This window comes from Plantactinospora sp. CNZ321 (assembly GCF_004217235.1).
This window is the reverse complement of the sequence record NZ_SHKQ01000001.1, coordinates 4,783,562-4,803,280: the sequence shown is the minus strand read 5'-3', so window position 1 is coordinate 4,803,280 and position 19,719 is coordinate 4,783,562. Positions and strand designations below refer to the sequence as shown.

Annotated in this window: 16 protein-coding genes and 1 pseudogene; 7 read left to right on the top strand and 10 right to left on the bottom strand. The window is 69.5% G+C overall.

The annotated features are described in order from the left end of the window. Positions 1–13: 13 nt before the first annotated feature. On the bottom strand, positions 14–1,519 hold the full coding sequence (gene pdxR, locus EV371_RS20845) for an aminotransferase-like domain-containing protein (protein ID WP_486484725.1): 1,506 nt from the start codon (positions 1,517–1,519) through the stop codon (positions 14–16). Positions 1,520–1,565: 46 nt separating this feature from the next. Here pdxR and EV371_RS20840 point away from each other — a divergent pair, with 46 nt between their 5' ends. After that, positions 1,566–2,507, top strand: a complete 942-nt coding sequence (locus EV371_RS20840) for an aldo/keto reductase (RefSeq protein WP_130463534.1) — start codon at positions 1,566–1,568, stop codon at positions 2,505–2,507. A 105-nt stretch (positions 2,508–2,612) separates the two neighbouring features. On the opposite strand, the gene EV371_RS20835 is transcribed toward EV371_RS20840, so the two are convergent. Further along, the gene (locus EV371_RS20835) at positions 2,613–4,331 is read right to left on the bottom strand and encodes a hypothetical protein (protein ID WP_130463533.1); all 1,719 of its coding nucleotides are present in this window, start codon (positions 4,329–4,331) and stop codon (positions 2,613–2,615) included. 630 nt (positions 4,332–4,961) lie between these two features. On the opposite strand from EV371_RS20835, the gene EV371_RS20830 reads away from it, so the two are divergent. Continuing rightward, positions 4,962–5,510, top strand: coding sequence for a sigma-70 family RNA polymerase sigma factor (locus EV371_RS20830; protein ID WP_130463532.1), 549 nt, complete (start codon positions 4,962–4,964; stop codon positions 5,508–5,510). A 1-nt stretch (position 5,511) separates the two neighbouring features. Beyond that, positions 5,512–6,543 carry a CU044_5270 family protein gene (locus EV371_RS20825; protein WP_130463531.1) on the top strand — a complete coding sequence of 344 codons (1,032 nt, stop codon included), beginning with the start codon at positions 5,512–5,514 and terminating at the stop codon, positions 6,541–6,543. 82 nt (positions 6,544–6,625) lie between these two features. Here the strand turns inward: EV371_RS20825 and EV371_RS20820 are convergent, their stop codons facing one another. Both EV371_RS20820 and EV371_RS20815 read right to left on the bottom strand, forming a co-directional pair. Then, entirely contained in the window at positions 6,626–7,081 is a 456-nt protein-coding gene (locus tag EV371_RS20820) for a peptidase inhibitor family I36 protein (protein WP_349340062.1), read from the bottom strand. Between the two features lie 479 nt (positions 7,082–7,560). Next, on the bottom strand, positions 7,561–8,595 hold the full coding sequence (locus tag EV371_RS20815) for a helix-turn-helix domain-containing protein (RefSeq protein ID WP_130463529.1): 1,035 nt from the start codon (positions 8,593–8,595) through the stop codon (positions 7,561–7,563). A 21-nt stretch (positions 8,596–8,616) separates the two neighbouring features. Between EV371_RS20815 and EV371_RS34480 the strand changes: the two genes are divergently transcribed. Beyond that, positions 8,617–8,949, top strand: coding sequence for a hypothetical protein (locus EV371_RS34480; protein WP_349340595.1), 333 nt, complete (start codon positions 8,617–8,619; stop codon positions 8,947–8,949). 182 nt (positions 8,950–9,131) lie between these two features. Continuing rightward, positions 9,132–9,461, top strand: coding sequence for a hypothetical protein (locus tag EV371_RS34475; protein ID WP_349340596.1), 330 nt, complete (start codon positions 9,132–9,134; stop codon positions 9,459–9,461). Between the two features lie 162 nt (positions 9,462–9,623). Here EV371_RS34475 and EV371_RS34470 read toward each other — a convergent pair. From EV371_RS34470 to EV371_RS20790, 5 genes and pseudogenes are all read right to left on the bottom strand, one after another. Beyond that, positions 9,624–10,001, bottom strand: a pseudogene (locus tag EV371_RS34470) (TniQ family protein); the annotation flags it as partial. A 4-nt stretch (positions 10,002–10,005) separates the two neighbouring features. Further along, positions 10,006–11,097 carry a TniB family NTP-binding protein gene (locus tag EV371_RS20805; protein ID WP_130463527.1) on the bottom strand — a complete coding sequence of 364 codons (1,092 nt, stop codon included), beginning with the start codon at positions 11,095–11,097 and terminating at the stop codon, positions 10,006–10,008. Beyond that, positions 11,094–13,094, bottom strand: coding sequence for a Mu transposase C-terminal domain-containing protein (locus tag EV371_RS20800; protein ID WP_130463526.1), 2,001 nt, complete (start codon positions 13,092–13,094; stop codon positions 11,094–11,096). Before EV371_RS20800 ends, EV371_RS20805 begins: the two co-directional genes overlap by 4 nt. After that, entirely contained in the window at positions 13,091–13,837 is a 747-nt protein-coding gene (locus tag EV371_RS20795; protein ID WP_207230558.1) for a TnsA-like heteromeric transposase endonuclease subunit, read from the bottom strand. Before EV371_RS20795 ends, EV371_RS20800 begins: the two co-directional genes overlap by 4 nt. 21 nt (positions 13,838–13,858) lie before the next feature. Beyond that, the gene (locus EV371_RS20790) at positions 13,859–14,593 is read right to left on the bottom strand and encodes a M23 family metallopeptidase (RefSeq protein WP_486484724.1); all 735 of its coding nucleotides are present in this window, start codon (positions 14,591–14,593) and stop codon (positions 13,859–13,861) included. Between the two features lie 359 nt (positions 14,594–14,952). On the opposite strand from EV371_RS20790, the gene EV371_RS20785 reads away from it, so the two are divergent. After that, a complete protein-coding gene (locus EV371_RS20785; RefSeq protein WP_130463525.1) occupies positions 14,953–16,431 on the top strand; it encodes an RICIN domain-containing protein in 1,479 nt (492 codons plus the stop codon). A 378-nt stretch (positions 16,432–16,809) separates the two neighbouring features. Then, the gene (locus EV371_RS20780) at positions 16,810–18,012 is read left to right on the top strand and encodes a fumarylacetoacetate hydrolase family protein (protein WP_349340600.1); all 1,203 of its coding nucleotides are present in this window, start codon (positions 16,810–16,812) and stop codon (positions 18,010–18,012) included. 48 nt (positions 18,013–18,060) lie between these two features. Here EV371_RS20780 and EV371_RS20775 read toward each other — a convergent pair whose 3' ends face one another. Then, a complete protein-coding gene (locus EV371_RS20775) occupies positions 18,061–19,476 on the bottom strand; it encodes a glycoside hydrolase family 43 protein (protein WP_486484723.1) in 1,416 nt (471 codons plus the stop codon). Between the last annotated feature and the right edge of the window lie 243 nt (positions 19,477–19,719).

Below are 19,719 nucleotides of genomic sequence, written 5' to 3'. Positions count from 1 at the left end.
GGTACCGGACGGATCACCGGATTCCGGGGCCGCCGCCAGCGGGTCGTTGGCGGCGGCCCCGTCCACCTTCCATTCCCCGGACCCGCCGACCCGGCGGGCGCGCCGTCCGCGCTGCGTCCAGTGCGGCCCGCAGTAACCCGACCGCCGGCGGGATCTCGGCGTCGGTGATGTTGCCGTACCCGAGGACGAGCGCGGGCGGCCCGGATGGCTCCGCCCGGTACGCGTCGAGGTCCGCCAGCCGCAGTCCGGTGGTCGCCGCCCCGGCGACCACCGCCGCGGTGTCGGTCCCGGTCGGCAGGTGCAACAGGATGTGCAGCCCGGCGGCGGTGCCGGCCACCCGGCCGTCCGGTACCCGGGCGGTGAGCTCCCGCACGAGCAGGTCCCGGCGGGTCCGGAACCGGCGTCGGGCCGCGCGCAGGTGCTTGTCGTACCAACCCCGGTCGATGAAGGTGGCCAGGGCGAGCTGGTCCAGCACGGGCGGGGGCGCCGCGACGGCGTTCGCCGCCCGGAGCGCCGGGAGCAGGGCCGGCGGCGCGACCGTCCAGCCCAGGCCGAGGGCGGGGGAGAGGGTCTTGCTGACCGAACCGGCCAGGAAGACCCGGCGCGGATCCAGACCCTGAATCACCGCGATCGGCCGCCGGTCGTACCGGAACTCGGCGTCGTAGTCGTCCTCGACGACGTACCCGTCCACCGTCCGGGCCCAGCGGACCAGCTCGGCTCTGCGCTCCGGGCTGAGCATCGCCCCGGTCGGGAACTGGTGTGCCGCGCCGACCACCACCGCCCGAGCCCCGCCGGAGCGCGCCAGCTCGGCCACGCGCAACCCGTCCCGGTCCACCGGCACCGGGCAGACCCGCAGCCCGGCGCCTACCACCGCCTCCCGTAGCCGACCCCACCCCGGCTCCTCCACCGCCACCTCGGCGATCCCCTCGGCCCGCAGTGCCCGGCAGATCCGGAACAGCCCGTCGGTGATGCCGGCGCAGACGACCACCGAGCCGGGCTGCGCGTCGGCGCCGCGTGACCGCCGCAGGTACTCCGCGAGGGTGCCACGCAGTCCCGGATGGCCGGCGGGGTCGGGTGGACCGAGGTCGTACTGGGCGGCCGAGCCGGTGACCGAGTGCACCGCCTCGGTCCAGCGTCGACGGGGGAATGCCCGCAGGTCGGGCAACCCGGGTGCCAGGTCGTACCGGACCGGTGGCTGCGCCGGCGGGGGCACCGCGCGGCGGCGTGCCGGCGCGTTCTCCGGCGACCACGAGACCCGGGTGGCGGAGCCGACCCGGGCCGCCAGGTACCCCTCGGCGACCAGTTGCGCGTATGCCTCGGTCACCACCCAGCGGGAGCAGCCGAGTTCCTCGGCGAGCGCGCGGCTGGGCGGCACGGCGGCGCCGGTCGCGAGCCGACCGTCCCGGATAGCGGCCCGCAGCGCGCGGGTCAGCCGTTCGTGCAGGGAACGCCGGGCACGTTCCCGGGGCTCGATGTCCAGCAGCGTCGCCCACGCCGAATTGGTCTGGGAATCTGCCACGACATTGGAGCGTACCGCCTGTCCGATCGCGCCTATCGTTGCCGTCATGACCTACAACATCGCGCTCGGCGCCATGCACTTCGGCACTGTCCAAGACGAGCGGCGCTCCTTCGAACTCCTGGACCAGTTCGTCGAGGCCGGCGGCACCTGGATCGACACCGCGAACTGCTACGCCTTCTGGAAGGATCCGAGCGGGTACGGCGGACAGAGCGAGGAACTGCTCGGTCGCTGGCTGGCCCGGCGACCGGGGGTACGCGATCGGATCAAGATCAGCACCAAGGTCGGCTGCGAGCCGACGGTGGCCGGCCGGTATCCGGAGACCGCGGAGGGCCTCTCGGCGTCGACGATCAAGAACGGGATCGACGGCAGCCTCCGCCGGCTCGGCGTGGACCACGTCGACCTCTACTGGGCACACATGGAGGACCACCGCACACCGCTGGCGGAGACCGTAGCGGCCTTCGACGAACTCGTCTCCGCCGGTACGGTCGGGGCGCTCGGCTGCTCGAACCACGCGATCTGGCGGGTGGAGCGGGCCCGGGAGATCGCCCGGTCCAACGGGATGACCGGCTTCACGGTGTTGCAGCAGCAGCTCAGCTACCTGCGGCCCCGCCCCGGGACCCGGCCGAGCGTGGTGCACCGGTTCGGCGCGGTCAGCGATGAGGTGGTCGACTACCTGGAGTGCCACCCCGAGATGTCGCTGTGGGCGTACACGCCGCTGCTCGGCGGCCAGTACACCCGGGCGGACAAGCCGCTTCCGTCGGAGTACGCGCACCCGGGCACCGAGCGCCGGCTCGCGGTACTGGACGAGATCGTCGCGGAGACCGGCACCACCCGCAACCACGTGGTGCTCGCCTGGCTGGCCGGTGGCAACCCGGCCGCCACCCCGATCGTCGGGGTGAGCACGGCCGCGCAGCTGCGGGAGGCCCTGGCCGGGGTGTCGCTGGTGCTCAGCACCGAGCAGCGGGCCCGGCTCGACGCGGCGGCCTGACCCGGCGGCCCGACCCGGTGGCCCGACCCGGTGGGAACGGGGGCGGGCGCGGGCGTGGCACGGGGGCTGACCGGCCGGCAGTCGTGGCTGACCGGCCGGTCAGCGTCAGCTCAGCACGAGCACGTCGTAGTAGTCGAGCCGGTCCACGGTGACCGAGAGCCGGCCGTGCCGGCAGGACCAGGCCGGCGCCCGCGACCCCGCGAAGTCGGGTGAGACCAGCTCGATCCGCCGGGGGCAGGACGGCAGGTCGACCCGCACGGCGACGCCGGTCTGCGGGATGATCCCCCGGTCGTAGTTGTGGTTGACCAGGTGCAGCGTCCGGGTCCCGCTGCCGCGCTGCCCGAGCAGGCTCGCCGCGACGTTGGCCACCCCGACCCGGACCCGCTGCGGACCTGGCCCGTTGTCCCGGTAGAGCGCCCGGTGTTCCCGGTAGAACCGGGTGTACGTCTGGAAGAAGTCGAGCATCCCGGACTGCTCCGCCGTCGGGCCACCGATCGTGTCCTTGAGGTGGAAGGCCGGGAAGAGCCCGTTGGCGTACGCCTCGGCGCCGAAGATCTGCCAGTAGTCCCGCTTCTCGGCGAGCGGCAGGTTCTGGTAGTCGGTCATCATGTCGCTGGGCCAGTCGATGAAGACCGCCACCGGCACGTCACCGGCGATCTCGCGGTTCTTCTCCTTGAGGTACCGGTAGTTGGCCTGCAACGACTTCGCGCCGTCGAGGTGCCCGTCGACCACCGGCACGTAGTCGGCGCCCCGGAAGTCCGGGGTCTGTTCGTCGGGGCTCCACGGGTACATCCCGACGCTGTTGAAGTCGACGTACGGCAGCAGGCCGTTGGAGCTGACCAGGAGCCGGCGGCGCGCGGTGTCCCGGGCGTACGCCCGCAGCTCGTCGACCATCTCCTTCCAGTACCGCCGCAGGTAGCTGGCGGTGAACGAGTGGTCGTCGGCGTACATCCGGTTGGCGGTCACCCGCCCCCACTCGGCGGCCATCGGGTTGGCGGGGGTGAGCGGGTCGAGGTTCCAGCCGTTGGCCCGCAGGTAGTCGCGGTAGTTGAAGTTGCGGGTCAGATCGTCGGCGGGTACGTCGGCGCGGACGAGGTTGTCGTCGGTCATGCCGAACCGGGACGTCCAGTCGGCGGCGGTGAAGGTCGGGTACTTCGCCAGCAGGTACCGGTTGAAGTCGGCGATGGCGTAGTCGTCGAAGCCCTCGTTACCGTTGAAGCCGTACTTCTGCCCGCCGCTGAACCCGGCGTTCACCTCGTCGAGGTTGATCCCGTCCACCCCGCCGTCGATCTGGATCTTTGCCCAGCCGAGCAGGTGGTCGCGGTACCTCGGATTGAAGATGTTGCCCCGGCGGGCCGGGTCGGGGAAGCCGAACTCGTCGTGCGGCACCGGGTTGTTGTCGGCGTCGCGGGTCGACATGTCGTCGAAGATCTCGGTGCTGGCGAAGTCCCGCCGGAAGATGACGCTGGCCGTCCCGCTCCCCATGAAGGTGATGCCCCGGGCGTGGTAGCGCCGGATCTGCGCGAAGTTGTAGTCGGTCGCCTCGTCGCCGTTGGTGGACCACTTTCCGATGGCCCGGATGGTGACGTCGGGGACGAGTTCGTAGACCTGTGGGTCCTCCTCGTGCACGTCGGACTGGCTGAAGCCGTAGACGGCGAAGTCGACCGCCCGGGGCCGGCCGAGCGTCGCCGTCGGTGCTCGGGTGTCGCGGCCGTCCGGGTACCCGGACCCGGCCGGCGCGGCGGAGGCGGGCGGCACCGGCAGCAGCACCGTCAGTACGACGGCGTGGACCGCCCAGCGTGGTGTTCCGGATCGCCGTGGCATCGGGTTCCTCCGGGGGCATCCGACAGTCGCCCGCCGGCCCGGCGTCGCGCTCCTGCCGACAGGGCGTCGTGAGCATATGCCCGGAGCATCGTTATAGAAAGCTGTCTATTGTGCGGGGCAGTTGTTGCTGGTTGTAGATTCTCGTTTGAAATGTCGGCCCGCAGCTCGTTGACCTGGGCTTGGTCGAATGTTTCTTAGCATTTTGTCGGTGGCTCTTTCTCATCGATCTGTCGTTTTCTTGATGACCTTGTCGGTGGGCCTCGAGATGGTTGGTCACGGGTGGAAGGGAGGAGTGTCTGGGGCTGTCCGAGGGTGTGGCGCGGGGTAGGTGAGGATGCGTTCGAGCCGAGGGTCACGCCAGCCAGGCGTGCCTGGCGGTGACCTGAACGATGGACGTCCTCCGTTAGCGGCGGCGTATCCGGAAGCGCTGCGGGGTTGCGGGTAACGCCGCAGATCTCTGGGCCGGCAACCCGACTCCGGCAGATTTTGGGGCGGCCTGCGGGGTCCGGGCGGCCTGCGGGTCCTCGGCTGGTGGAATGCCGGCCTGGCTGCTGATGCTCTCCGGCAACTCGTCTGATGCTGTGTGTGATGTTTGGGGCTGTGCCGGACATAAGCACGGTAGGAGGTGTCATGGACGCCGCGCAGCGACGGTTCACCGAGCTCTACGAGCGTTACCACGGTGATATTCACCGGTATGTGGCCCGCCGTGTCGTCGGGTCGGACGTCGGTGACGCCGTGGCGGAGGTGTTCCTGGTCGCCTGGCGTCGTCTGGCCGAGGTGCCGTCCGACGCCGCGTTGGCGTGGCTGTACGGCGTTGCTCGACATGTGTTGGCCAACGAGGTCCGGGGACGTCGGCGGTGGCGGGAGTTGGCGTTGCGGGTCGCGGCGGAGCCGGACCAGTCGGTGGTGGCTGATCACGCGGACGGGGTGATCAGTCGGCGTGATGTCGCGGTGGCCTTCGACCGGTTAGCGGCGGTGGACCGGGAGGTTCTGCGGCTCGTGGCGTGGGAGCGGTTGACCGCTGGGGACGCGGCGAGGGTCCTTGGGTGTTCGCGAGCGACGTTCGCGATGCGTCTGCTGCGGGCCCGTCGACGGCTGCGGAGCCTCCTGCGCGTCAGCGGCGACCGGATGGACAGCGGTCCCGTGGTGGAGCCATCAGTGTCGAAAAGGGGTGGATGAGATGGGTGCTGTCGATGAGATGCGGCAGTTGCTGGGTGGTCTGGATCCCGCGCGGGGCGGACAGCCGCCGGATGAGGAGCGTCGGGGGCGTGATCTTCGACGGATTCTCGCGTCCACCCCTGCCGTGGTCGGGGCGGCGCGGGTGGCGCCACGGCGTCGGCTCCTACTGGTCGCCGCAGCGGCTGCCGTGACGGCGGTGGCGGCAGGTGCCGTGATCGAGGCGACCCGTGCGCCGCAGCCGGTATACGCGGCCACGCCGCCGATCTTGCACTACCAGCCGTCGGTGAGTGCCGAATCAGCCGGTTCGAGGCTGCGGCAACTCGCCGAGGTCGCTTCGGCCGCCCCGGCGCCGGTCCGGCCGCCCGGGACGGTGGAGCACCTTCATTCGACGAACTGGTTTCTGAACTCCGCCGTCTCCGGCGGAAACACCACGTCCGTGGTGGTTCCGCAGGAGTGGCGGTCCTGGCGGACCGACGACGACGCCGGTCGGAGGATCAAGCGTGCGCTGCCACCGACCTTCCGGTCGGACGCGGAGCGGAGGAAGTGGCTGGCGGACGGTGGGAGCGTCGGGCCGTCGGAAGAGGTGACAGACTACCGATCGGGCGAGTTCCGTAGGGGCTGGCGGGGTGCCGTGCCAGCCGATGAGTCCGTGCGTGGGTGGCTCACCGCCGCCGGGAGCGAGCATGACGCGCCGGTTCAGTACCTGGAAGACGTCGCCGAACTCGCCGGTGTGCGTCTGCTGGGTCCGGCGCAACGAGCGGCCGCGCTGCGGCTGCTCGCCGACCTTCCCGGGATGACCGTCGCGGGCACAGTCGTCGACCGGGCCGGCCGTACCGGCGAAGCGTTCGCGATGACCTCCGATGTCCACGGCCTACCCACCGAGTACACGATCATCATCGACCCGCGTACCGGGGTGTTCCTCGGCTACGAGGAAGTCCTCACCACCAGCGCGGGCAAGTTGAACGTCCCAATTCCCGCGGTCATCTCCTACCGGTCCTATCTCGGCGCGGAGTACACGACGATGCCCCGGTAACCGGTGGGTGGGGTGGTGCCGATCGGCGCCACCCCACCCACGCTGGCATTGCTAATTGGACGAGGAACCGTTTGGGAAAGGGTCAGCCGTGGACGTGTTCGGTCTGGTTGTCGTAGCTGCCCAGACTCGATGACGCCGCACAGTCTTCGAGGTTCCGGTTGTCGCCTGCGCCGTTACCGAGTGCGCCCCAGTCGGATCCAGAACAGCCGAGCAGACCGCCGCCCTGGTTGTTCGTCCACGACGAGGTCTGGTCCACGAAGCCGTAGTCGCCGAGCCAGTGCCACTGCTCGTCGTTGAACTGAAGCCGCCGGCCTCCCCAGTTCGTGTGCTCGTAGACGCACAGCCAGTCATCGGGGCACCCATGCCAGGTCGACATAGGCGAGACGGGCTCATCGGAGCCACGGGCGCTGCTGGCCTTGGCCGCCTCGCCAGCGAGCGCGGCGGCGGCCTCATCAGTTGAGGCGTAGCAGCGCACGTCGTTGCGCGACAGTACGGCACAGACCTGGGCGTCTTCCCAGCTCTTGGACAGGTCGATCATGCGGCCCTGGTACGAGGCGACCGACGATCCCCTCAGCACCTGCTGGCCAGCGCCAGCATTCGCGGGACCGGCAAGTCCGGTCACGCAGAGAACAGCGACTACCCCAGCTGCGAGTAGTCTGGAACGCGTCCTCATACAACCTCCTTCATCGGGATAGGAATGAGGGCGACAGCGGCCGAGGTGTGGCTGCACCACGGCTGCGACTTGTCCGTCTGTCCAGCGGTTTCGTCCGCTGGACAGACGGACAACCTGCAGCCGACGCTAGCCCTGGCTCCGCCCAGGACGCGACCCCGTAACGCGGATACGTGAGGTTTGCTTAGAAGGTCGCAACTTCCACGTTCAGTAGCGTTGACACTACTCACGAGTGATGTTGCCATGATCTTGGCTTGGCCGTGTTTCGGCGAGAGGGTTGTGGAGTGCGGGGTTGACTGTCCGCGCGGTGGTTAGCGGCGACGCATCCGTTACGGTTGTCGGGTGCGTTACTGCTGGGTAGAACGCCTGTATGGTCCGCATTTGGGGCGGGCGTTGGCGTCGGCGTAGCGGTCCAGCAGTTCGCGGATGTCTGGCCGGGCGAGGTGGTCGAGCAGGCGTTGCCCGCAGCTGGTGGGAGCCATCGGCGCGTAGCGGTGTGGTGCTCGTTGCAGGATGGGCGCGCCGATGTCGGCTTCGAGGCGCTGGATCTGCAGGTTGAGGTTCTGGGTGTGTAGCCCGAGCGCCGCTGCTGCGGTGTTCATGCTGGGGTGGGCCATGATCTGCTGGAAGCGTCGCAGGCGTTGCCAGCCGTTGCGTTGTCCTTCGGCGGCGCGGCGGATGTCACGCGGCAGGTTGGGGTGGTGCAGGTTGGTGACGACGTGGCCCTCTGATCCGCTGGCGCGGCCCGGGATTCCATAGTCGCGCCGGTAGCGGCGGATCGTTTCGCCGCGCAGGCCGAGCTCGGCGCCGATGTCGTCGTTGGCGCGGAACAGTGTTCCGGCTTGCTCTTGTAGCCAGGCGCGGTCGATGCGGTCGCCGCTGCGTGCGTGCGGGATCTTGATTCGTTGCTTTGCCTGTGTGCGGACGAAGGTGAAGCCGGCCAGTCTGGCGTACTCGTCGAGGATCTTGCGGGAGAACCCGGTTTCGGCGATGAGCGTGCTGATGTCTTTGCCGGCGCCGACGTTCTCGCGTTGAAAGAAGTCGCGGGTCAGCAGCGCGGCGGCGCGGGCGCGGACCTTGCGGGCTGTTACCGGGCTGTTGCTGGCGTAGTCGGGCGCGGGACGGTGCAGGTTCTCCACGGCGTGGCGGACGTGCTCGATGCTGACGCCGAGCTGTCGCGCGGCGGCTTTGGGTTTGAGCCCGTTGACGACGAGCAGCAGGTGAAGGCGGTCGGTGTCGATGTCGTCGGGTTCGCGGCCGGGCAGGTCAAGCCCGGCGACGCATTCGGGGGGTGGGTTCCAGGTGAGCGGTTCGTCGATTCCCGCCGCCGTGAGCAGGCCGGCGGCGTGGTGGCGGATCTCGCGGCGCAGCGGGCTGGGCATGTCGCGTTGCCAGGACAGGTAGTGCTCGCGCTGCAGGGAAGTACGAAACGCCAGCGGGTGTACCGGGTTGCCGAGGTCAGCACCAGTGAGCAGCTGAAACAGGTAGCGGCGGGCGTGCAGGTGCCGGGTGGCGGTGCCCGGGTGTGCTTCGGCGCGTCGGCAGATGTCGTCCCACTGCTGCTGGCTGAGCGCGACGTCGGTGAAACCGGGTTGCCGGGGATGAGCAGGGCGGCGGGAATGTCCACGGCGGTGTCGTCGGTGCGAGACCCGTGCCGGGGACCGAGCCTGATCACCCACTCGGGCCAGAGGGATTGCGGGATGTGCCTTGCCCGGTCGGCCGCTGCCGTCGACTGAGGCTCGGGCGGGCGGGGTGTCGGGGTGCAGGTGCGGTAACGCAGCCTCTCACTGACCGGCAGGTGCGGATCGGCGCTGATCAGGAGCTTGCGTTGCAACGGCTCCGACACGGAGCCGAGTCGTTTGTGGGACAGGATCATCGGCCCGCGTGATGAGGGAGACTGCCCACGTCGGTATTGGGTGTGAACGTCGCGCAGCAGCGGCCGGAACCATCGGTAACGCTGCTGGTCGTCAGCGCGCAGCAGACCGATCGCGTGGACGCTCATCGCCGCAGCGATGAGCGGCGCGGTGGCTTGGTCGCGTTTGATGCCGTGGTTGTCGGCGCGGTACTCGATCATCGCGGTGACCGTGGCCTCACCGAGATGGCGCAGTTCGGCGGGCTCGACGCGGTGGCGGAACCACAACGCCAACACGTCGAGGTCGCGAAGCTCGACGACGTCGTGGACGTCCATCCGGTTCAGGCGTTCGTCGATCCAGGCTTGCGCGGCGAGCCGAGCGTCGCCGGAGCGTAGGGGTTGTGGCGGGTGGGTGAGCAGGTCCGCATCGCAGAGGCGTGCCTCACGGCGGGCGCCCAGCGTGCACCGGGTCGAGGGCAGCAGCCCGGCGCGTAGCGACAGTCCGGCGCCCTGGGGTGGGCGCTGGCAGCCGGGGCAGACCGCGGCCAGCAGTGTGTGGTAACGCAGGCAGGCGAACGTGTACGGCAGCTGCCAGCGGACGCCCCAGACGCCGCCCGACTCGGCCAGGCAGCGGGTGCAGTATCGGGAACCGGGGATCGGTTTCCAGCCCAGCGCCTCGAACCGGTCGAGGACAGTCGCATCGAGGGCACCAGGCGCGAGCCCGGTCTGAGATTCGACGCGCCGCAACAACTGTGGTGGCAGCCGCCAGCTCAGCGCGTAGTTGTGCGGGACGCGCAGCCGGTCACCGAACCCGAGTACCGGGGCCAGCCGCAGCAGCGGCATGCCGTTGCGGTGCGCCAGGCGAAGCAACCAGGAGTGCAGGCTCTCCCCACCTGCCAACCGGACGCGCAGCGGCAGCGCGCGAGACGCTTCCATCGGCTCAGGCGGGGGTAGCCCTGCGGGGGCGGCTGGTCAGCTTCCCGGCCGCGAAGCCAGCTTGCAACTGGTGCCGGGCGGCCTCGGACGCCTCGTCGATCCGGATCGTGTCCAGCATCTGCTCGGACAGATGTTCCGTGCCGGTGCGGATCGCCTTGTAGCAGCCTCGGATGATCAGGGTGATGAAGGAGCCGATGTGCCCGGTGGTCCGAGCGAACAGGTAGTCGGCCAACTCGACCAGCATCCCAGGGTGCGCCTTGGCGAGCACGAGCTGCCGTTCGGTGGCCTTGAGCAGGCTCTGCCAATGCCGCCGGCCGGCCTGATCGCCGACGTGGAACGGTGGCAGCTCCAGGCGGGTCCAGCGCCGGGCGGTCTGGGCCATGACCGCGCGGTCGCCGGTAAGCCCTTCGGCGAACAACCGCCGCTCCGCCAGCCCTACTCCGGCATAGATGAACGTGACCGGCAGTTCGTTGGCCAGCCACTTCAGATGGTTGGACACCTCGACCCCGTCGCGGCGGTTCGGGTCGATGAAATGCAGGTCGTCAATGATCCCGATACGGGTCTGGCAGGAGATCACGCAGTCGACGGCGAAGCTGGCCAGCTGGGCGGCGTTGGCCCGGTCGGTGCCGGGATGGCCGTAGAACTCGCAGATCATCCGGTTGAGGGTGCGCAGCGTCGTCCGGGATGTCAGTCCGACCCGGAACACCGGCAGCCGTTCATGGCCCTCGTCGGTCAGGGCACCGAATCGGCGGCGCTGGGCGCGGTCGAAGTCACGGGCAAACACGTTGGCGATGGTGGTCTTGCCCAACCCGGGCAGCGCGTCGATCACGGCCGCACCGCGGATGCGGTCGGGGTCCTGCCGGTTGGTGGCCACGATCTGATCGAGCTCGTCATGGATCGCGGCCAGCTGCGGCGTCTTGAGGATACCGAAGTTGGCGTGCCAGTCATGGCGGGCGTCGTTGTAGTCGGCCCTGACATCCTCGCCCAAACGGGCGACCTGCTTGGGCGCCAACGCTTCTGGGCGGACGCGGGCTGGTGCGTCAGCCCACCGCTGCCAGCCTTCCTTACGCGACAGTGTGTAGACGTTGGCGCTCATGACAAGACCTCGAACGCGTCGTCGTAGAACCCGTCGTCGAGGTCGGTGTCGTCGTCATCGTCGCTGTCGATGACCACTGCTGCCAGGTCTGCCGCCGTGCGTTGCGTAGGCGGTAACGGTGCCGATGCGTCTGTTGGCGGCGCGGCGGGCAGGGCGGCGTACTCGGCCGCGAGTCGGGCGGCCATGCGCCGTTCCCGCCGGTCGGCGATCAGGCCGGCGTCCCAGCGTTGTAGCAGCTCTGCCAGGGCTTTCGCCGGTTCCAGCGCCTCGCCGGCGGCGACCGTGAGGCGCCGGGCATACGCTGCGGCCTCGGCCGAGAATGGGGTGTTCAGCAAGGCGTTGTGCTCCCAGTCCAGGCGGTGCCAGCTGCCGTCGGCTGGATCCTGGAACCAGGCGTGCCGGACGTCGTCGGGATTGATCCGGATCGGCCACTTCCCGGCCAGCACGCCACCATAGGGGCTGGTGGCGTTGCGGTAGCCGTCCAACGCCGCGCCGTTGTAGCGCAACCCGTTCACCTCGACGCCGTAGTGCTGGATGGTGCGCGCGACCACCGGCAGGAAGTCCAGCGTCAGCTGCGCGGTGGCGGGGATGCGTAGCAGCCCGGCCCTACCGACCCCGATGGTGAACATCTCCGCCGGGGACAGCCGCAGGTGCGGCCACTGCGGAATCGTCAACCCGTCGTGCTTGCTGCGGTGGTAGACGATGGCGATCCACTCGCGGATCACGTCTTCCAGCTCGTGCAGGAACAAGAACGCCTCGGCCTCGACCCGATCGCCACGCGAGTAGACGTCCGGGCCCTTGTAAGCGGGCAGATGCTGGATGAGCCCTTCCCGCAGGGTGCGGAAGAACCGCTCGAGGGTGGGTTTGTCGGTGGGCTTGTGCTGCTGGGCGGGCTGGATCGAGATGCCCAATCGGGTGCAGACCGCGATCACGTGCGCCGACAGGAACACTTTCCCGTGATCGACCACGAGGGTCTCCGGCGCGCAGACCGGGCCCGCCATCGGCGGGCCGTCCTCGTCGAAGACGACGTTCGCGGGGACCCCGTGATAGGGCCAGACAGCGTCCTGCGGCCAGGACGCTGGTGCCTGGCGTCCGGCGACCGTCTCGTAGAGCGTCCCGGCGACGTCGACCGCCTTGGTCGACACCGGTGTCACGCGCAGGCCCACGATGCAGCGGGTGAACAGATCCTGCGCAACCGTCAGCTGCGCGCCGACCCACCGGCAGGTCACCGGCTCCATCGCGAATACATCGAGGTCCTGAGTGTCGAGGATGACGTACTCACCCGGCCGGGTCGCGCGCAGCCGCCCGTAGACGCCCTGCGGCCGGTCGGCGATCGATTGGCGTCCCTTCGCGCTGCCCGAGACCGCGTTGGTGCCCTTGGCCAGTTCCGCCAGCCGCCGATAGGCGGTGGCCTGTGACGGAACCCGAACAACACCCCGCCCATACTCGCGCTCCAGCAACGCCTCGACCCGGGCCAGCAACGCCGACCGGCTCGGTGTGGACGCGGCCACCATCTGCGCCATCACCGACCGCACCGCGTCGTCCCAGCGAGGATCGACGGTGCTGCCCCGGCCCCGGATGACCCTGGTGTCGACCAGGCCGGCTTCGCCGTCACGGCGGTATCCGGCCAGCCACCGCTCCAGCGTGCGGATGGTCAGCCCCAGCTCAGACGCCTTGGACTGCAACCGCTCTTGCAACGTCGAACCGTCCGCGGCCAGCAACTCACGGACGTGGGCGGCCCGTTGCGCGACCTGCCGCCGCTGATCCTTCGACAGCGCCGCCAGCGTCGTGCCAACGCTATCCGTGGGCAGGGCCCGCGCGGCTGGCTCGGCCGACGTGCATCCGGCGACCAGTCGGCCCAGCGTCACCGCCGTGTACTGGCCGGTGCGCTCGTTGCGGACACTCACCCCAGTTCCGTCGAGCTCCACGATCTGAACCAGTTCGCCGTCGAACAGCAGCCGCGTGCCAGCGCGGAGGCTGATCACATTGTCGCTCAACGCTTCTCCGTCCGCCAGATCGGCGATGCCGATCCAAGCGGCCTCGACAAGTCCGTCCGCAACACGCCCGACCACAGCAGGTGCAGCAGGACCGGCCGCGCCCGCTCCGCCGGCGCGACACCGGCCATCACCTGCTCGATCTCGCCGATAACGCCTTGTGCGCCAACCGATTCCAGGATCGGCTCGACCAGACTCGCGTCGATCAGCCACGGCCTCCGATACCCGGCCAGGAACCGCACGTTATCCAGCAGCACCGCGTCCGCGCCGGACCACGTCTCGAAGTCCCATCCGCGCAGCCCGGCCAGCTCCGCCGTCCAGCCGAAAACCTGTCGCACCAGCGGATCCGCCAGCCGGCGCCCAGGCTTGACATCCACCACCGTCACCCGGCCGTCGTGATGACGCAGCAGCAGATCCGGAACGTGACGCCGCAGCCCCGACCCGGTCTGCTCCTGAATCCGGAACGGCTGAGCGACCATGCCGCAGACGCTGGAGTCAAAGTCCGCCAACAGAATCCGCGCCAACTCCAGGCGGCTCTCGTACGCCACCATCCCGCCCGTCGTCGCCGACCAGTACCAGCCCGAATAGAACGTACGGCCCTTGTACCAGCGAAACTCCCGCACCGGCCCGGCCGCCATCAACTCCTCCACCGAAACCCGCTCCAACGTCGTCTCGACCAGCTCACCGCCGACCGGGCGATAGATCACCCCAACGGATGCAAGACGACTACGGAGCGCGGCGGGCACGGTAGAATCCTCCCGGAACGATCACCGTTTACCACCGCGCCGCGCCGACGGATTCTCAGCGACATGTCGGAACCGATAACTACACCGACATAATCTTGAGAAACCGAAAGATCTAATGAGAACCACACTGGTCCGGGTGACCGTGTACTCGGTGTCGTCGTGGGTGATCCCGGAGGGCTCGGCGTCGAAGTAGGTCTCGATCTTCTGCCAGCCCCGGCGCTGCTCGTAGTGCAGGTGCGGGGCTCCGGAGTTGCCGGTACTGCCGACCCGCCCGATCTGCTGGCCCTGCTCCACCCGCTGACCGACGCTGACCATCGGCGGTTCGAGCAGGTGCAGGTACTGGGTCTCCCATTTGCCGCCATGGTCGATCTTCACCCAGTAGCCGCCGCCCCGGCCGCGCGGGCCGTCCGGGTTCTCCGGGGTACGACCGCCGAGCGAACCGTTGATCCCGGCCACCGTGACCCGGCCGGCGTACGAGGCCAGCACCGGCCGCCCCCACGCCTCGCCCTCGGTCGGGAAGAGGTCGACGTCGTAGTCGTCGTGCCCGGGATAGGTGCCGAGCTGCCAGGTCTCGCCACAGGCGACCGGCAGTTGGAACAGCGGGCGTGGACCGGGCGGCCGCAGCAGCAGCCAGACGACCACGGCCGCCGCGAGCACGACCCCCGCCGAGGCGACCGCGGTGAGGATCAGCAGGACCCGGGTGGTACGGCTCCGGGGGCGGCGGCTGCGGCGTCTGGTCGGCGGGCCCGTCGTCACCGCCCCGAGGATGGCAGACGGCGGCAACCTGCCGGCCGGCGGGTACCCCAACGAGGGCCCAATTCGTCGATTGATTGGTCCTACGCTCTGGCATAGCCTCGCAGGTGGGTCGAGATCGATCGGTGGCCGGGCAACCACCAGTCGATCGGTCCGTCGCCCGTCCGGGCCGGCGACGGCTACCCGGCTCTCACGATGACGGCCGACGAGGTCGCGAGGTACCACCCTCGGCGTCGGCGGTCCCGCAGCCGGTCCTGACCCCGTCGGATCGGACCAACCTGGCCACTGTCGGCGACGCTCCAGACCTGCGAACCCGTCGCACCCCCACCCGGCCGGCCATCCTGCAACAGAGAGGATAGTCGATGTCTAGACGAGTTTCCCCGGCGCTTCGGCGTGTGCTGGCGGCGGGGGCGGCGGCCCTGATGGTGCCCGCCGCCGTGGTGGTGTCGGCGCTGCCGTCCCGGGCGGCCGGGACGCCCGCACCCGGCGGTGTCTACACCCTCGCGGTCGGAGCGTCCGGCAAGTGCCTGGAGGTCGCGGACGGCTCGGTGGAGAACGGTGCCCTGGTGCAGCAGGCGTCGTGTTCGGCGTTGGCGCGCCAGCAGTGGCGGGTGGTGGCGTCCGCAGGGCGGTTCAACCTGGTGAACGTGGGTAGCACCCGCTGCCTGGACGTGCCGTCGGGGTCCGCGGTGTCGGGTCTGCGGTTGCAGCAGTGGGGTTGTGGCGACGGCACGAAGGTGAACCAGTTGTGGTCCTTCCCGGCGTCGTCGGCGGCGCCGGGGAAGTACCGGATCACCAGTGCGGCGAGTGGGCTGTGCGTCAGTGACCGGGACGGCTCGACGGCGGGTGGCAACCCGATCGTCCAGGAGAGCTGTGCGGACGTGGCCCGGATGCAGTGGGCCTTCAACCAGGTCGGCGGCAGTCCCCAACCGACGCCGACCGGCGGACGGACCTGGTCGAACACGGCGGACGGCTTCGCGCAGGGCACCACCGGCGGGGCCGGCGGGCAGACCGTCACGGTCAACAGCCAGGCACAGCTCAACCAGTACGTCACCGCGAGCGCCCCGTACGTGATCCGGGTGGCCGGCACCATCACGATCAGTCCCCGGGGCACCGAGCTGCGGGTCGCCTCGAACAAGACGATCATCGGGGTGGGCACCAGCGGACACATCGTCGGCGGGGGCTTCTTCCTCGGCGCGGGGGTCAGCAATGTGATCATCCGCAACCTGACCATCCGCGACACCCTGATGCCGGACGACGACCCGGGCGATGACGCGTACGACTACGACGCCATCCAGATGGACACCGCGAACCGGATCTGGATCGACCACAACCGGCTGTCCCGGATGAACGACGGCCTGATCGACAGTCGCAAGGACACCACCAACCTGACCGTCTCCTGGAACCACCTGGTCGACAACAACAAGACGTTCGGGATCGGCTGGACCGACAACGTCACGGCCCGGATCACGATCCACCACAACTGGTTCCAGAACACCCGGACCCGTAACCCGAGCGCGGACAACATCGCCTACTGCCACCTGTACAACAACTACGTCCAGAACACCTCGTCGTACGGCCACTACATCCGCGGCCTGACCAAGGGCGTGGTCGAGAACAGCTACTTCGAGAACAGCCGCAACCCGTACTACGTCGAGGCCGGCGAGTTGGTGAACCGGGGCAACATCCTGGTGAACAGCCCCTGGGACTCCGGCAAGGTCACCGCCAAGGGCTCGGCGTTCAACCCGGGTAGCTTCTACTCGTACAGCCTCGACCCGGCCGCCGCCGTGCCCGCGCTGCTGCGCACGTACGCCGGGCCGCAGGCGAACATCGGCACCTGATCCGGCCGATCCGCGGCGGCCAGCCCGGTCCGGAACCCCGGGGCCGGGTTGGCCGCTCCGCGCCGGCTGCGCGGCCGGCGGTGGTGCCTTTGCTCTCCGGACCGGCGTGACCTATAGTTCCAACTCGATGTAGCCGACTCCTTCCCCCGTGGGAGCCGGCTACGTCTCTCTTCGAGAGCCATCGTCCGCGGTCGGGAGATGTCGCAGCGGTCGGGTCGAGGCACTCTCGCCGGTCTGATCTGCGAGCGATCCGGCAGTTCGATCTTCGGGCGATCCGGCGGTATCGTTGCACGCCGCAGCCCTGCTCATGTTCCGGGACGCCGTCGACGACATCGTTCCGGGACGAGCGGTCCCTCGCCAGCCTGGGAGTGTCGCCCCGTGATCCTGCCACCGCCCGAGACGGACGCCGACTGGTTCGGGACCGCCGCCGAGGCGTTGCCGGACGACGCCGAGCGGAGCGTCCTGGTCGGCCGGATCTGGGATCCGGCCGTCGGCGGACCGTCGCCGGTGGTGGTCCGCGACGGTGCCGTCCTCGACATCAGCGCCGACTTCGCCACCGTCCGGGACATCTGCGAGCTGCCGGATCCCGCCACGGTCGTGGCCGGGCTCGCCGGCCGGCGGGTCGGTGACTTCGCGGAGTTGCTCGCCAACACCGGTCTGGCCGCCCGGGACCGGGACCGGCCGTGGCTGCTCGCGCCCGTCGACCTCCAGGCGCTCAAGGCCGCCGGGGTGACCTTCGCGGTCTCGCTGATCGAGCGGGTCATCGAGGAGCGGACCCGGGGCGACCTGGCGCTCGCGGCGCAGATCCGGCAACGGTTGCTCGCCGAGGTCGGCGCCGACCTGCAGGAACTGACCCCCGGCTCGGCGGAGGCGGCGCGGTTGAAGGAGATGCTCGTCGCCGAGGGAGTCTGGAGCCAGTACCTCGAGGTGGGGATCGGGCCGGACGCCGAGATCTTCACCAAGGGACAGGTCCTCTCCGCCGTGGGTACCGCCGTTCCGGTCGGCGTCCTCGCCGCCTCGACCTGGAACAACCCCGAGCCGGAGGTGGCGCTCGTCGTCGCGTCCAGCGGCCGGATCGTCGGGGCGACCCTCGGCAACGACGTGAACCTGCGGGACGTCGAGGGCCGGTCCGCACTGCTGTTGCCGATGGCCAAGGACAACAACGCCTCCTGCGCCCTCGGCCCGCTCGTCCGGCTCTTCGACGACCGGTTCGATCTGGACCGGGTACGCGGGCTGGAGGTGATGTTGGAGATCGAGGGTGCGGACGGGTTCCGGCTCGACGGGATCTCGCAGATGTCGCGCATCTCGCGCGACCCGGAGGCGCTGGTACGGCAGCTGCTCGGCGCACACCACCACTATCCGGACGGCGCGGTCCTGATGCTCGGCACCATGTTCGCGCCGATCCAGGACCGGGACCGCCCGGGGGAGGGGTTCACGCACAAGGTCGACGACGTGGTGCGGATCAGCTCCCCTCCGCTCGGCACGCTGGTCAACCGCGTCCGGCACAGCGAGGAGTGTGACCCCTGGGACTTCGGGGTCCGCGACCTGATGGGCAGTCTCGCCCGGCGGGGCCTGCTGTGAACGTTTGCGGGCCGGGCGGCGGATGACGCCCGACCCGACGGGGGAGGGCTACGAGGTCAGCCGGAAGGTGGCGTCCTGCCGGTCCGCGGCGGGCGAACTCGCGCTGATCGCGTCGATCCGCAGCAGGTAGTTGGCGTGCCGCAGGTGGTGGGTGGGGAAGTTGTACGACCGGAACGAGGTCCAGGCCGCGTCCGCGAGCCCCGCTGTGCGGTAGAACGTGGCGTCGGCCCGGAAGGTCGCGGTGTCGTCGAGAGAGTCGAGCCGGACCGCGTAGTCGAAGTGCCGCAGGTAGTTGCCGGGACGGTTCACCGACTCGAACGACACCCCGGCCGGGTCCGCGAGTCCGGGGACCATCCGCCACATCTGATCCTGGTACGGGTCGAACGGGTACGGGTCGATCCGGCCGACGTAGTTCGCGTGCCGGACGAAGTAGTCGGGGAAGTTGGCGGACTTCAACCGGACCCAGATCGGCGTGCCCCAGCGGTTGACCATGGCGTTGTACTCGGCGTCGGTGATGCCGAGGATCGAGCCGTGCTTGGCGTTCAGTGGCGGGGTGTAGTCCCGCTGGTTCAGCTCGGTCCACGCGTTCGCGCCGATGTTGCTGGAGGACCAGGCGTAGTAGTCGGCGTTGACCGGGCTGAACGAGTCGCCCCAGAGCCACCAACCACCGCCGTCGTTCCGCTTGACCAGCAGCGGTGCCTCCATCGCGTTGCCCTGCCGGAGCCCGCTGGTGTAGGTGGTGTAGCTGTTCGGAGCGCCGGTGGCCGACCGTGCGCCGTAGAGGTTGCCGTTCGAGAGGTTCTTGTAGTAGAGGTACGTGGTGCCGCCGTCGACGACGATGTCGCCGTCGAGCACGTCGAAGCCCGGGCTGAAGTAGACCTGGGCCGCGCTGACGGTCCGGAAGTCGGTGTAGTTCACCATGAACACGTCCCGGCCGCCGTTGTTGGCGGAGTAGACGATGCCGTACTGCCCCCGGGACGCGTCCCAGAACGCCGTCGGTGCCCAGGTGTGGGTGTTCAGCGTGTGCATCCGGATCCGGCGGTACCCGGTGAACCCGGTCAGGTTCGTCGAGTCCCAGACGTGCAGGTACTGGCTGTTCCGGCTGAAGTCGGTGCCGCGCAGGTCGGTGGCGAGCACGACGAAGGTGCCATCTTGCTTGCGGAACACGAACGGGTCACGCAGGCCGAGTTCGCCGGCGGTCGGGGTGACCACCGGGTTGTTCTGGTTCAGCGGTGTCCAGTTCAGACCGTCCCGGCTGACCGCGACGTGCAGGCCGTAGTCGGCGCCCTGGAACTGGGGCGACTCCGTGAAGTAGGTCATGACGTAGCCGGTGTAGGTCGCCGCGAAGGCGGCTCGCGGATTGATGGTCACCCCGGTCGCGGTGGCCGCAGCGGACGCGAGCAGGCCCAGGGTGAAGGCGCGACGGCTCAGCGGCAGCGGGTGCGGCGTGGGTGCGGTGTTCACGGCGTGGACCGTTGGCGGAGGGTCATGGCAGTTCTCCAGCAATGGGTGAATGTCGATGTTAGCGCTAACATAATCCATGCCTTGCCTGACTACAAGCCGCCTGCAGACCGACCGGCGGCGGACACTGTCGACCCGCCCTCGCCCCTTCGGTAGGGCCAATCGGTCAGCAGGAGTTGCTCCACGCGCCCCGGACACCGCTCCACGATCTGCTCCATGGAGCATGGGTGGGTACGGCCGGTGGGT

Coding starts and splice junctions, on each gene's coding strand:
- EV371_RS20840 (WP_130463534.1), top strand. CDS start 1,566: ATGACCTACAACATCGCGCTCGGCGCCATGCACTTCGGCACTGTCCAA.
- EV371_RS20785 (WP_130463525.1), top strand. CDS start 14,953: ATGTCTAGACGAGTTTCCCCGGCGCTTCGGCGTGTGCTGGCGGCGGGG.
- EV371_RS20825 (WP_130463531.1), top strand. CDS start 5,512: ATGGGTGCTGTCGATGAGATGCGGCAGTTGCTGGGTGGTCTGGATCCC.
- EV371_RS20835 (WP_130463533.1), bottom strand. CDS start 4,331: ATGCCACGGCGATCCGGAACACCACGCTGGGCGGTCCACGCCGTCGTA.
- EV371_RS20830 (WP_130463532.1), top strand. CDS start 4,962: ATGGACGCCGCGCAGCGACGGTTCACCGAGCTCTACGAGCGTTACCAC.
- EV371_RS20820 (WP_349340062.1), bottom strand. CDS start 7,081: ATGATCGACCTGTCCAAGAGCTGGGAAGACGCCCAGGTCTGTGCCGTA.
- EV371_RS20805 (WP_130463527.1), bottom strand. CDS start 11,097: ATGAGCGCCAACGTCTACACACTGTCGCGTAAGGAAGGCTGGCAGCGG.
- EV371_RS20815 (WP_130463529.1), bottom strand. CDS start 8,595: ATGCCCAGCCCGCTGCGCCGCGAGATCCGCCACCACGCCGCCGGCCTG.